At 39.6% G+C, this 12,182-nt stretch carries 20 protein-coding genes; 4 read left to right on the forward strand and 16 right to left on the reverse strand.

All coding sequences use genetic code 11. The features are described from left to right. The 14 genes from rpl12p to WIW72_RS08460 all read right to left on the reverse strand — a co-directional run bounded on the left by rpl12p (position 1) and on the right by WIW72_RS08460 (position 7,211). Positions 1-315 (reverse strand): 50S ribosomal protein P1, encoded by a 315-nt coding sequence (gene rpl12p / locus WIW72_RS08395; protein WP_156005426.1) that lies wholly within the window; start codon positions 313-315, stop codon positions 1-3. 47 nt (positions 316-362) lie between these two features. Beyond that, on the reverse strand, positions 363-1,373 hold the full coding sequence (locus WIW72_RS08400; protein ID WP_337699312.1) for a 50S ribosomal protein L10: 1,011 nt from the start codon (positions 1,371-1,373) through the stop codon (positions 363-365). Beyond that, positions 1,370-2,026 carry a 50S ribosomal protein L1 gene (locus WIW72_RS08405; RefSeq protein WP_443294934.1) on the reverse strand — a complete coding sequence of 219 codons (657 nt, stop codon included), beginning with the start codon at positions 2,024-2,026 and terminating at the stop codon, positions 1,370-1,372. Before WIW72_RS08405 ends, WIW72_RS08400 begins: the two co-directional genes overlap by 4 nt. Before the next feature lie 4 nt (positions 2,027-2,030). Beyond that, positions 2,031-2,543 (reverse strand): 50S ribosomal protein L11, encoded by a 513-nt coding sequence (locus WIW72_RS08410; RefSeq protein ID WP_337699314.1) that lies wholly within the window; start codon positions 2,541-2,543, stop codon positions 2,031-2,033. Between the two features lie 12 nt (positions 2,544-2,555). After that, positions 2,556-3,014, reverse strand: coding sequence for a transcription elongation factor Spt5 (locus WIW72_RS08415; protein ID WP_337699315.1), 459 nt, complete (start codon positions 3,012-3,014; stop codon positions 2,556-2,558). A gap of 9 nt (positions 3,015-3,023) precedes the next feature. After that, complete coding sequence (locus WIW72_RS08420; protein ID WP_337699317.1) at positions 3,024-3,203, reverse strand: SecE/sec61-gamma family protein translocase subunit; 180 nt, start codon at positions 3,201-3,203, stop codon at positions 3,024-3,026. A 35-nt stretch (positions 3,204-3,238) separates the two neighbouring features. After that, positions 3,239-4,201, reverse strand: a complete 963-nt coding sequence (gene ftsY, locus WIW72_RS08425) for a signal recognition particle-docking protein FtsY (protein ID WP_337699435.1) — start codon at positions 4,199-4,201, stop codon at positions 3,239-3,241. A gap of 216 nt (positions 4,202-4,417) precedes the next feature. Further along, positions 4,418-4,864: a prefoldin subunit alpha gene (gene pfdA, locus WIW72_RS08430; protein ID WP_337699319.1), complete on the reverse strand. Its 447-nt coding sequence runs from the start codon at positions 4,862-4,864 to the stop codon at positions 4,418-4,420. A gap of 5 nt (positions 4,865-4,869) precedes the next feature. Next, positions 4,870-5,130, reverse strand: coding sequence for a 50S ribosomal protein L18Ae (gene rpl18a / locus WIW72_RS08435; protein WP_337699321.1), 261 nt, complete (start codon positions 5,128-5,130; stop codon positions 4,870-4,872). After that, positions 5,130-5,801 carry a translation initiation factor IF-6 gene (locus WIW72_RS08440; protein WP_337699323.1) on the reverse strand — a complete coding sequence of 224 codons (672 nt, stop codon included), beginning with the start codon at positions 5,799-5,801 and terminating at the stop codon, positions 5,130-5,132. Before WIW72_RS08440 ends, rpl18a begins: the two co-directional genes overlap by 1 nt. Further along, positions 5,798-6,040, reverse strand: a complete 243-nt coding sequence (locus WIW72_RS08445) for a 50S ribosomal protein L31e (RefSeq protein ID WP_337699437.1) — start codon at positions 6,038-6,040, stop codon at positions 5,798-5,800. The genes WIW72_RS08440 and WIW72_RS08445 overlap by 4 nt, the downstream gene beginning before the upstream one ends. Positions 6,041-6,236: 196 nt before the next feature. Continuing rightward, on the reverse strand, positions 6,237-6,392 hold the full coding sequence (locus WIW72_RS08450; RefSeq protein WP_337699325.1) for a 50S ribosomal protein L39e: 156 nt from the start codon (positions 6,390-6,392) through the stop codon (positions 6,237-6,239). Beyond that, positions 6,389-6,736, reverse strand: a complete 348-nt coding sequence (locus WIW72_RS08455; protein ID WP_337699328.1) for a DNA-binding protein — start codon at positions 6,734-6,736, stop codon at positions 6,389-6,391. Before WIW72_RS08455 ends, WIW72_RS08450 begins: the two co-directional genes overlap by 4 nt. A 13-nt stretch (positions 6,737-6,749) precedes the next feature. Then, a complete protein-coding gene (locus WIW72_RS08460) occupies positions 6,750-7,211 on the reverse strand; it encodes a 30S ribosomal protein S19e (protein ID WP_337699330.1) in 462 nt (153 codons plus the stop codon). A gap of 62 nt (positions 7,212-7,273) precedes the next feature. On the opposite strand from WIW72_RS08460, the gene WIW72_RS08465 reads away from it, so the two are divergent. Continuing rightward, positions 7,274-8,443, forward strand: coding sequence for a nicotinate phosphoribosyltransferase (locus tag WIW72_RS08465; RefSeq protein WP_337699332.1), 1,170 nt, complete (start codon positions 7,274-7,276; stop codon positions 8,441-8,443). Here the strand turns inward: WIW72_RS08465 and WIW72_RS08470 are convergent. Both WIW72_RS08470 and WIW72_RS08475 read right to left on the reverse strand, forming a co-directional pair. After that, positions 8,440-9,489 (reverse strand): phosphate uptake regulator PhoU, encoded by a 1,050-nt coding sequence (locus WIW72_RS08470; RefSeq protein ID WP_337699334.1) that lies wholly within the window; start codon positions 9,487-9,489, stop codon positions 8,440-8,442. The two genes, WIW72_RS08465 and WIW72_RS08470, sit on opposite strands and share 4 nt — an antisense overlap. Positions 9,490-9,551: 62 nt before the next feature. Continuing rightward, the gene (locus WIW72_RS08475) at positions 9,552-10,547 is read right to left on the reverse strand and encodes a DUF711 family protein (protein WP_337699336.1); all 996 of its coding nucleotides are present in this window, start codon (positions 10,545-10,547) and stop codon (positions 9,552-9,554) included. 55 nt (positions 10,548-10,602) lie between these two features. Here WIW72_RS08475 and WIW72_RS08480 point away from each other — a divergent pair, with 55 nt between their 5' ends. The 3 genes from WIW72_RS08480 to WIW72_RS08490 are packed head-to-tail and all read left to right on the forward strand — an operon-like array spanning position 10,603 to position 12,146. Further along, on the forward strand, positions 10,603-10,998 hold the full coding sequence (locus WIW72_RS08480) for a DsrE/DsrF/DrsH-like family protein (protein WP_337699338.1): 396 nt from the start codon (positions 10,603-10,605) through the stop codon (positions 10,996-10,998). Beyond that, positions 10,995-11,225 (forward strand): sulfurtransferase TusA family protein, encoded by a 231-nt coding sequence (locus WIW72_RS08485; RefSeq protein WP_156005391.1) that lies wholly within the window; start codon positions 10,995-10,997, stop codon positions 11,223-11,225. The genes WIW72_RS08480 and WIW72_RS08485 overlap by 4 nt, the downstream gene beginning before the upstream one ends. Before the next feature lie 39 nt (positions 11,226-11,264). Continuing rightward, entirely contained in the window at positions 11,265-12,146 is an 882-nt protein-coding gene (locus tag WIW72_RS08490; protein WP_337699439.1) for a cysteine synthase family protein, read from the forward strand. The last annotated feature ends 36 nt before the right edge of the window (positions 12,147-12,182 follow it).

Consider the following 12,182-nt stretch of genomic DNA (forward strand, 5'->3'; position numbering starts at 1 on the left):
TTATCCGAATAGTGAGGCTAGACCGCCACCAATCTCCTCTTCACTAGGTCCCTTCTTCTCTTCTTCCTCCTTCTTCTCCTCCTTCTTCTCAGCAGGAGCAGCAGCCTGAGCAGGAGCAGCAGCCACAGCTACTGGCATTGCAGTAGCGTTCTTGAGGACTTCGTCGATGTTTACTTCTTTTAGGGCAGCTACTACAGCCTTTAACCTAACTTCGTCTACGGTTATACCTGCAGCAGAGAGTACGTTTTTGAGGTTATCTTCATTTATCTCTTTTTTAGCTGAATGTAATAAGAGGCTCGCGTAGATGTATTCCATACTGTATCAATCCTCTTTAACCGACAAAGCAATATATAAAATTTTCATTAACCGAATAGTGAGGCTAGACCGCCACCAATCTCCTCTTCACTAGGTCCCTTCTTCTCTTCTTCCTCCTTCTTCTCCTCCTTCTTCTCAGCAGGAGCATCAGCCTGAGCAGGAGCAGCAGTTGGTACTTGTATACCTAAGTCTACTTTACCACTAATTGCTCCAGCAAGTGCATATGCCTTAGCCATAGCTCTTGATATTACCGCTTGTGCAGTCTCAGGAGTTATGTAGCCTATTTCAGCAGCTAAGGACATAGCATTTCTTGCAGCTTTCTGTGCGGTGACCTTCAGAACTTCTGGCACTGGATAGGCTATCTCTACAGCTAAGTTGAAGGCGTTAAAGTGAGCTTTCATTACTTGATCCTTGTACTCGTCTAAGTTAATCGCCAGTTGTTCGCCGGGTATCAGTATGCCTCCTTCATATGCGACTTTTATGCTGAGCTTTATATAGACGGGCATTATCCCTAACTTTTGTAGTATAGGTATAGCATCGGGAGGAATTGGATCGCCAGGTTTAGCTATCACAGTATCTTGTAAGACGTGTACTTTACCGTCTTGAACCTTAGTCTTAACCTTAAGCTTTCCGAAAGTGCTCAGTATAGGACCTGCAGGCATTCCAGTGTCTCCGGCTGGTATTACTACTTCTTCATCTGCCTTGTCTCCAGGCATTGCATACCTCTTTAGTTTAAACTTGGAGAGGAATAAGTGGAGTTCGAACGGGTTTGCTCTGGTGAAGATATAAGCGTTTGACCCAGTGAGATAAGGTTTGAAGTTAGATGCGTCAATACCAGCTTTCTTAAGGGCTAATTCGAACAAACTGTTCTTAGTTACTTTTATCTCAGCTTTCCCTCTCAATTTCTTTCTAATATCGTGCAACTTGTCAGCTGGGAATCCTTGTATATCCGCGATTATTATTGTAGTGTACTCCTTAAGCTTTTGGGTTAGTTCTTCTACTTCCTCTATCTTCCATTTCGGAATTTTGTGTTGAGTTACTACGGCCATCTTAATCACTTCATATTAACTTTTACTACTTTACCCATAGTGGTTTTTACATATATCGCTCTCAAAATACCTTCAACTCTAGTCTTATTTTCGATAGCGTTAAGTACAGCTAAGGCATTGTCGGCTAGATCTTCAGGCTTCATATCTTCAGTCCCTATGAAAGCTTGAACATGGGGCTGGTCTTTTGTCTTAACTAATGTTGATCTCTTAAACCTATTAACGTATTCTGAGACGTCAGAAGAGTTTGGAAGAGGAACCGGGAACTTTCCTCTAGGACCCAGTGCGGGTCCAATTATCCTACCAGCTAATGCCATAGAGTCCTGAGATATCAAGAACCAATCGTTCTGTCTTGCGAGTTTCTTCACTGGTCTCTTCTGCCCTTGTAATTTTTGTAACTCTTCTTTGGTTAGGATGACGTTCGGTTGAGCTTTCTTGACTGATTCTAACTGCTCAAAGGAAGGCACTACGAGAACTTTCCTAGCCTTTGTCGGAGCCTTAGGTAGCGGGACTATCTCCCTTAGTTTTATCTCTCCTTTTTTCATATCTACTCCTTTAAAAGTTACTATTATGTCAACGCTCTGAGTGAAGTTCCTCTTAGGATTGTTTGAAGGGTCTAGTGCTTGTTTTAACGCTTCCACTAGACTATTTCTGTCAGCGATCATAATTTCACCCTTCTACCTCATTCCATTTTTGCTCATATTTGGTTAATAAGTCATCATACTTACCTTGTTCTACTTCTTTTACAACCATCTTTGGATCTTTACCCTCTACTGTAATTCCTATTGATCTCGCAGTCCCTAGAATGCTCTTTACTGCAGCCTTTAGGGTCTTAGCTGTTAACTGCGGCTTCTTCTTTATTGCTACGTCGATTATCTGCTCCATCTTTAAGTTCCCTATCTTCTTGTGCTCGGGGTCACCAGAAGGTGCTTCAGCACCTACAGTTTTGAGAAGTAAGGATGTGGTGGTTGGAACACCTACCTTTATTTCATATTTCTTGGTGGAAGTGTCAACTTCTATAGCTACAGGTACTGTCATGCCTTTGAATTGAGATGTTGCCTCATTTATTTTCTTTACAACTTCACCTACATTTAGTCCTAGTTGTGAGAGCGTAGGACCCAGTGGTGGGCCTGGCTTTGCGTTTCCTCCTTCAACTACGATTTTTATTGACTTTGTGGGCATAAGCTTATCACCTTACTTTTTAACGGGTTTGACTTGGTCAAGGGGAACTGTAACCTGAAGAGGAAATGATGATTCTAAAATATTTAAAACTACTTCATTCTTTGCACTATCTAATCTCTTTACTTCCGCTTGCATACCTCTAAAAGGGCCGCTCACAATCTCTACTATATCGCCCTCTTTCACAGTAGGTATTGCAACGGTCTTAGAGACGAATTTGACTACATCTTCTTTTTGGACTAATCCATGGGCTACTCCTTTTACGTGTCTTATACCAGTAGCTACCAGTTTTACTACATGTGGACCAGAGGCTTCTACAATGACATAACCCTTGACATTGGGCGGGACAATAATTGAATAAATCTCCTTAACGTTATTTGTTTTGATCCTCTCTTCTATCATCAAGGCTACGTTTATTTCCTGACCAGCCGTAACTCTTACTGCGTAATAGTTCCTGAATCTTGGTGCTTCCACTATATTCACCTATTTTATAATTAGGGTAACGGAAAGTTGTATTATATACGCGAGGATCCCGACAACTCCGACTACAAGTAATGTAAGCTTAATGCTGTAGCTTAACATATCCTTGTCAGGTTTTTTAGCTACGCTGGTTATCAGTTTCCAATCGTCCTTGAGTTTTTTAAGGGACTCTAAGAATGCCATATGTAGATAGTTTTTGACCATAATTTTAACTTTAACTACTGAAATATTCTCTTTATAAACCAGTCCGGATCGAAGGGAACTAAACTGTCATATTCTTGTCCTATTCCCAAGTAGATCACGGGTTTCTTAAGATCGTAAGCTAATGACAAAACTATTCCTCCTTTTGCGTCAGCGTCCACTTTGGTGAGTATTACTGCGTCATAGCCGATATTATTCTCGAAATATCTAGCTTGTTCAAGAGCGTCGTTACCAGCAAGTGAATCAAGGACTAATATCCTTAAGTCCGGCTTTGTTATTCTTACAACCCTCTTGAGCTCTTCAACTAGGTCAGCGTCAACGTGCATCCTTCCCGCAGTGTCAATTAGCACCACGTCTATGTTTCTGCTTTTTGCAGAATTTATGGCGTCAAATGCGACTGCAGCAGGATCCCCACCGTATTTCCCCCTAACTAGGGGTATTTCGAGCTTTTGGGCGTGATAAGCCAGTTGTTCTTGAGCAGCTGCCCTGAAGGTGTCGGACGCAGCTATAATGGAACTAATACCGTTTTTCTTCAGCATGTACGCTACTTTAGCTATTGTCGTGGTTTTTCCAACACCATTTACGCCGAAGAAGACAATCACGTAAGGCTTCTTACCTTCGCTTTTTATTTCTTTTACCAAGTCGAAGCCTCTGTTTTTTGTAAGGATCTCTTCTATAGATTTTTTTAGAGAATCTGTTATTATTTTCTCTATCTCCTCGCTTCTACTAACCTTCTTTCCTACTAGGGAGTTTTTCAGGTCTTCTAGTATCTTTTCCGACACTTCGTAGGAGACGTCAGCCTCGAGAAGTTGGTATCTGAATTCTTCAATTAATTCAGTTATGTCATCCTCCTTTATAGTCTTATATTTGAGGAAATCGAAGAAAGAGAAACGTGATTTAGACTTCTCCTCAGCCTTCTTTTCGTCTTTAAGTTTTTCCGTTACGGATTGTGGAGGGGACTGAGTATTAGGTTGAGGGATTTGGTCAGTGGGTTGGGGAGGAAGAGGTTGAGGCTTTGCTTCTTGTGGAGGTTTTTGATCTTCTTTTGATTTCTGTTGAGTTGCTTCTTGGGGGATTTGGACATTCTGTTGGATTCCAACTTTTTGCTCCTGCTCGGGTTTTTTCTCCTCTTCCTCTTTTCCTGTTACTTTACCTAAAAAATTAGAAAGTGCTTTCTTTAATTTATCGAAACAAAATTATCCACCTGTTTGAGCTTGGGCTTGGATAGCGGATAGAACTTGTGCAAGCTGGTTATAAGCCTCTATTGATTTAGCCAGTTCGGCTTGTAAAGCTTTAGAATAATCGTTTAGTTCTTTTTCTTTATCGTCTAGTATTTTCTTTGCAGTCTGCGGATCTACTTCTACAAAGTACTGCAGTCCTAAGTGGACTATTACTTTCACGTTGTTTATATTACTCACCTTAAACATGACATTACCTTTCCTATCTCCGATCATTATATACTCCTGATTACCTTTATTTATCTCATCTATTGCACTTTTTGAGGATTTAACTGACTCAATTGAGTCTAAGACCTCAGTTAAGGTTTTCTGGAGAGTATCTATATACTCTTTAAGTTCCACTGCTTGCTGGTAAAGAGCCCCTACGTCTATGGCTATTTGTCCACTTTGTTCTCTCTCACTCATGCCACTCACAATATTATCTTTTCTAACTTTACTAAATCTCTTGTTGTTTTATCGTTTATCTCTTCAGGTTTGACCTCCCTTATTTCCTCGATTCTAATGTTATACCTCTTAATCTTGTTTTTACTTCCGAAATCACTGTATATTTTTTCTAGTGCTTGTTTTTCGTTTAATGCCCTTATGTACTTAACGAATTTTTGCCTTGTGGGAAATCTAGACTCGTTAAATAATGCCGTTCCTCTGACCATGAAAATTTTGATCTCGGACATCAATCATTAAATGCTCTTTGGATTCTTAAAATCTCTGGTCCGGTAGTGGACGAGCCAACAAGGACTCCGTTCTTGTTTGCAATTAGTCCACTTCTTATAAAGACGCTTCCAAAATTAACAGTTCCCGTATCCAGCTTCACCTTGAAGAATTCGGACAGTTCAGTTAATTCCTCTTCTGTAACGTCTACGTGGACTAACCCAGCTTTGTCAGTTACGACTCCTACAGAACCCACAGTGATTATATTAGCTATACTACCCCTCTTCACGGCTTCAACTTGAATAACTTTTCTAATCTTCTCTACCTCTACGTCCGTCAGTTCTTTGTACAATAAAGCAGCATGTGAGTTCATGAGTATTATGTTACCTAATGCTGTAGGCTTGATATCTAAGATCTCAACTCTCACATCTTTGGCTTGTTGTTTTATGCTTTGGTACTCATCGTCTGTAATGGTCTTGGGCAGAATGATTACGTCGTTGTTACCGGAGACCAAGATGCCTACAAGCACGCTCTTAGCCACTGTAGTCTGGATTACCTCGGTCTTTAAAACTTCCTGAATCTTATCTAGAACTAGTCTGTCATCTATCTTAGGTAAAATAGTATACTTATCATTAGTAAAAACGTATATTCCTATATTATCTGTCCCGAATATTGAAAGCTTGTCTAAATTCATTCACTCTTAAGTGCGAGAGTAACTAAATATATCTTTTCCCCTACCTTTCTAACATTTATCCTTACTTTTCTCACAATCTTATCCCTACCGTTAGTAGATACTGCTCTAGCTAGTATTGGATCGATTATGACCCTCTCCGCATCAAAATGTCTTTTGACAATGCTCCTAATCATGTTGAGTGCCCTTCTAGCCCTCACGTTTCTTCTACCCATGAATGCTCTTCTGAAGTTCACTACCATCTCGAAATTATCCTTTTCTTTCTTAGCCCTCTTTTTCTCGGCAGTTTTTTGCTCCTTCTTCTCACTTTTCTTCTCTTGTTGTACCTCTTGCTTAACCTCGGTCTGTTTTTGGGGTTGTTGCTCTACCTGCTGTTGAGTAGTGGTTTGTTGGTTTTGAACTTCTTGTACTTCCTGATTGTTTTGTTCAGTCATCTCGTTACACCTTCAGGCTATTCCTTCTCCAATTTCTTTTAAGAGGGTTAAATCTGATTTTAGCATTAGTTTTTAAAACTACCCAAGCCGGAATGGCTGAGTTACTTTTAATCGCTTTTGCAAGTCTCAGTTTTTTACCTAAAGGCTTGTGCTTACTCATTTCCATCCCCTTTCCTTAATTGTTATTTTGAAATCTTTTTTAGTTTGAGAGGTGAGTTGTGCTAAAATTTCCTTTAACTCCTCGTCAGTTAAAGGAGCCTGAATCCTCCCTGCTTGTGCTAAGGCTATTAATTGATTCTCAATAGCTTCAGCTATTTCTGGCTTTACGAGCTTTACGTTTGCTAATCTTTGCCTAGCTTCTGGTGTTAATATAACTCGTAAAATTGCTTCTTTCTTGGCTTCAAGTTCGGCTTTTCTTTGCTGTTCTTCTAAGACTTTTCTTTGTTGCTCTACTGCCTTCCTTCTTAATAACTCTTGTAGTTCTTCATCGTATTCGTCACTCATGATAATCACCTAATTACTCTAAATACTTTTTCAAATCAGTTCTTTTATCAGCCAGCTCTTTAAATATTTCGTATGATAATTTGTCCAAAAGCGACCTTCCTTTAGGAGAGAGAACTCTACCTTGTTTCGTCTTAGCAATTAACCCGGCTTTCTCAAGCTGACGGAATATGAGGCGGTTAGCGTGACCAGGACCTCTTACTGATATAGGTGGCCTAGTCCCTCTCCTCTTTAATCCTCCATAAATCCTTCTCGTCTCACCTACTCCTAAAGGCTGTTGCATATAAACTCTCCTGAGCAATGAAGCAGCCCTTATATACCACCAGTTTTCTGGGTTATCCGGAACCCTTTCTTTGAAGCTAGCTGTTTTTGCATATAGAGCCCAATCTGGAGGTTGTAACTCCTTAACGTTCTCTTTTAAGTACTCACTGAGCCTTTTGATCAGCTCGTCGGCTGGAACCATATTTACAGTTATCATACGCCTACTAATCATTCATTTAAGGTTTAAAAGTTAATCTGACTTTCTAATTTCGATGGATAATGAGATTTTACATAGCCGATGAGGCTTCGATACTCAAGGGCGAAATAACTGACGTTTATTTCGATAGAGCCGTAAGGACTTTAGAGCATTTAGGATTTAAGGAAGTCAAAGTTAGAATGGAAATACACTCCTATGGCCTCCCTAAGGATTACCAATGGGCAGTTTTTACCGGGCTAGAAGAAGTGTTAAACCTCCTTGAAGGAAAAGATGTAACTGTCTACGCGATGCCTGAAGGTACACTCTTTAAGGAAATTGAACCAGTTATGATAATAGAAGGTAACTACTTAGATTTCGGTGTCTATGAAACAGCTTTTCTCGGGATTTTAAGACATTACTCAAGCATATCTACAAAGGCAGCTAGGATAAAGAGACTGGCATTAGACAAGACAGTTTTATTCTTCGGATTAAGGGCGGTTCATCCGGCTATAGCGCCGATGGTGGATAGGGCTGCTTATATAGGAGGTTGCGATGGCGTATCGGGAGCCTTTAATGAAAAAACTTTAGGCGTAAAACCGTCGGGAACTATGCCTCATGCGTTAATGCTGTCTGTAGGTGATAACGTAAAGGCGTGGAAAGCCTTCCACGAAGCAATGCCACCTGATGTACCGAGAATAATACTTGCCGACACTTTTGAAGACGAGAGAACCGAAGCACTAAAGGCAGCTCAGTTACTCAAGGATAAGTTGTATGGAATCAGGTTAGATACACCTTCAAGTAGAAGGGGGAATTTTAGGAAGATAGTTCAAGAGGTTAGGTGGACTCTTAACATTCACGGTTTTACTAACGTTAAGATATACGTTAGCGGTGGAATAGATGAAGATGATATTATACAATTAAGGGATATAGTTGATGGCTTCGGTGTCGGAACAAGTATAGCTAATCCATCTGAAGGTGTTGATTTCAGCGCCGATATTGTAGAAAAGTTCGAAAACGGCAAGTGGATACCCTTCACTAAAAGAGGAAAATGGCCTGGAGCAAAACAAGTGTACAGATGCGGAGACACTCCAGATACAGATGTAATTACATTACTCGACGTACAACCTCCAAGACCAGAGTGTAAACCACTGTTGAAAAAGGTGATGGAAAGGGGTAAGATAATTACTGATCTACCGTCTGCAAAAGAAATAAGAGAATACGTTCTGGAACAGCTAAAAAAGCTTCCTAATTAATCTATAACTATTTCCTTAGTATTTTCTAAGCTTCTATTAAATGCTATTTCAACTATGGGTTCCATTCTTCTGATAGCGTTATATAATCTCAGATTGACTGTCCTTATAGCTATCAGTATCCTGTAGTTCTTTATATTAGAAGTTGAATTCTCTATGTTTGTAGCTTCGCTTATTAAAACCCTCCTGAGGGTTCTGAGTTCTTCCATAGTCTCGTTTATCAATTTAGCGTCTTCTTTGGCAAGGACTTTTATGGTATGGTCTATTATTGCTGTAGACTGCTCTATTAAGTCGAACATGTTGTTCCAGTAATTTTTGACTTCTTCAAGTTCCTGAGGTGTGAGAGTCAACAAGTCAGTAGCAGCTTCGCTTATTTCATCAGCGGACTCCTCAATCGCCTTTATTAATATTCTATTTCCTATAAGCTGTATCCTTTTAACACCTATCATGTAAGCCAAGCTACGATTAGATTGTGAAAGGATTAATTGCCTTAGAGCTAGATAATAAAGTCTATCAACCTCCTTTTCTAACTCTATTGTTTCTTGCAGGAATGTCCTACTACCCTCCTTTATACCCAGGCTTAAGTAATGGAGCATTTGCTTCAGGTTGTTAATTAGCCTGTTAAGTAAGCTTGTCATGGTGTATTTCGTGGGATCCAAGAAGGACTGTATTTGAATATAATCCACGTTCTGAACCGTAATTTCATATCCTATTAGACTTCTTACTGCTTCTTTCACCTTTCTCAGTATGTCTTCACTAAACAGCTTGTCTTTGCTCTCTATCTCGATCTTGTCAAAGCCAAGAATGTACAAACCGTAAATTATCCTCGTGACTATTTCGGGCATTATATTGTTTGAAAGAAGCACTTTCACCTCTTTAGTTGCGTTTTGTAGTTTCATATTTGGTGGATATACTTTTAGGCTTCCGTCTTCATCTACCTCCAAGTATACACTCTCCCCTGGTGATAATCCTACCTCTTTTACCCATTCAGCAGGTAATGATACCATAAGTGTCGATTTACCGAATTTCTGAACTCTACGAACCTCCATTTTTACTCACTAGTCTATGTTATATATATTTGTAAAGTTTATAAAAGTAGTTTAAATGTGTATCAGATTATTTTAATCTCGGGTATTTTGCCATACTCTTTAAGGTAAATTTCTCCTTCACCAGTAGACGGAATAATTCTAATTCCGTAAGGTCTTCTTTTAGTAAACTGGATTGCCATGGAATCTCTTAAGATCTTTTTGTATAATTCTATGTCTCTTTTCACCGCTATCATATCTAATCCAGCAACACAGACAGAAGTCAAAGCCATCAACTGAGATAGGGTTAAAGAACCTTCTCTAACTCTTTCCATCAAAACGTTATCTTCAGCTACGGGCAACATAAGTTCAGAAAAACCTATCGGAGCTATTTTTAGCCTCCAGACTAACTCGAATATCCTCCTATTTATATTCGCAACCGTGGATAGCTGTCCGAAAGAGAATATCTTCTCCCCGGAAAGATTTTCTATTAGTCTTCCAGTGCTCTCTTCCATCCATGGGGACAGAGAAGCATCTATACCTAGATACCTTATTCCTATTTCCTTGCTTATTTTTTTACTGTATTCGTCAGCAAATGCTAGAACTCTCTCCGCTCTGTTCTCCTCGAATTCTCTAACATAGATTAGCGAGGAAGATAAAGAGTCGTTTATCGTGTTAGCGCTACCAACTGGAAAGTAAGGCGTGGTTAGGAATTCCTCGTTTACGAGTATCGCTACTCTTGTTGCAATTTCGGGGTCTAACGAATATACTAATTGTGCAACGTCGTCAATATATTTACTGTCATTAAGTAACACGGAAGCATAGAACGATTTATCGGTAGATAAAAAGTCCGCGATACTTCTCAGTTCATCCTTAGCTCTTCTGTGTATGATTGAATAAATTATACCTTTTCCCGAAGGTATTTGATTTACTTTACGCTCTAAGTCCTTTAGCTCAGGGGGAAACGCTATTCTTTTCGTCCATACTACTTCGTCTTTTATGTTTTGAAGCTGATCTACATATTTAACTAACTTGTCCATATCTTCTGAAACGAAGAAAATAGTGAGGGCTCTTATCTTCATGTGTCCATCTATGCTTGACAAATATTTTAGTTTACTGGGAAAATGATCAATTAGAATGCCTAGGCTTACAATTTTACTGTCTAACAACAATTTAGACGCGCTATATCATGCTTTGACTCTAGCACTATCAGCTAGGGCTTTAAACTGGGAAGTTAAGGTCTTTGTGGTTTCTCAAGCAGTAGCTCTCTTTTTAAAGTCCTCCAAACCTAAGTTAGATATGCCCTTTTTTGCTAGGCTCTACGTAAAGTTTCAGATGCGAAGGCTTAAGATAACCGATGCTGAGAAAATGCTTGATGATGCTATAAAAGAGGGTGTGGAGTTTTACGTAGACGAAGCAGGTCTTAAGGTTATAGGGGCTAGTAAGGAAGACCTTAAAGATGGTGTAAAACTTTCAGGAAGTATTACGTTTTTAACCCAAGCAAGAGAATCCGAGGTGGTGTTGTCCCTATGATAATCGATAGTGAGGACGTTTGCCCAGTAGTTCTTGTAAACGTCTTAAGGGCTTTCAGAGAGGCTAAAGACGGTGAGGAAATAATAGTCAAAACTAAGTGGGAAGCTGCTGTGACGGAATTAGAGAAGTGGTGTAGAGAGACTAACAATCAGTATTTGGGATGGAGTAAGGAGGGTAGCAAATTCGTAATAAGGATGAAAGTTGTAAAGAGAGATAATAATGCTTAAATTTGATAGTAAAATTAAACATAATTGGCGGTCAATATTGTGTCAAAGGAGTTCCACGTATTCACAAACGCAATAGAACTAATGGAAGGGATGTGGCCTACTCCCCTTCTTAAGTTAAATATAGGAAATAACGTCTGGGCCAAACTCGAATTTTATAACCCGTTAAGTCACAGCATAAAGGATAGGACTGCACTCTTTCTTTTCAAAGAAGCACTAAAAAGGAAAACAGAGCACCTTGTTGAAGCTACATCTGGCAATACCGGTATAGCGTTATCAGCGTTATCAGCTATTTACAACGTGAAGTTTACTGTATTCGTCCCTTCTACTGCACCTTCAGCCTTTCCAGTATTGATGAAGTTGCTGGGGTCAGAAGTAATCTCAGCAGGTTCTTCAACCAACGATTTGCTGCCTTTAGTGAAAAGACTTAGCTCCTTCGGAGGGTATACACATCTAGACCAGTTCAATAATGAAGTTAATGTGATGGCTCACTACGAGACTACCGCTAAAGAAATTGAAGCACAGTGTACCAATGCCGGGATTAACTTGAGGAGAATTATAGCCACGGCTGGAACAGCAGGACATTTAGTCGGTATAGCCAAGTATTTTAAGGAAAAGAAAGGAGATGAAATAGAGATAATAGGAGTTAACCCAGCAGAAGGGGAAAGAATTCCGGGTATAAAGAGAGTTACACCTGATAATAAATTCCTGAAAATGACTAAAATAGACAAGCTAGTTGATGTCACTTTAAAAGAGGCTGTAGAGGGAGTTAAGGAGGTAGCTAGAAAGAGCGGTATTCTGATAGGTTTAAGTGCTGGAGCTACAGTTGCGGTTTTTAAGAAATTAGGGTTAATAGACGATACCGAGGCTACTGTTCTTATATTTCCTGATGATGCGTTTAAATACATTAATGAGCTCTCATAATATGTGTAATTAGTTTTTTAAGGAAATACCCCTAAA

The sequence above is a fragment of the Stygiolobus sp. CP859M genome (genome assembly GCF_037389975.1).
Lineage (GTDB): Archaea > Thermoproteota > Thermoprotei_A > Sulfolobales > Sulfolobaceae > Stygiolobus.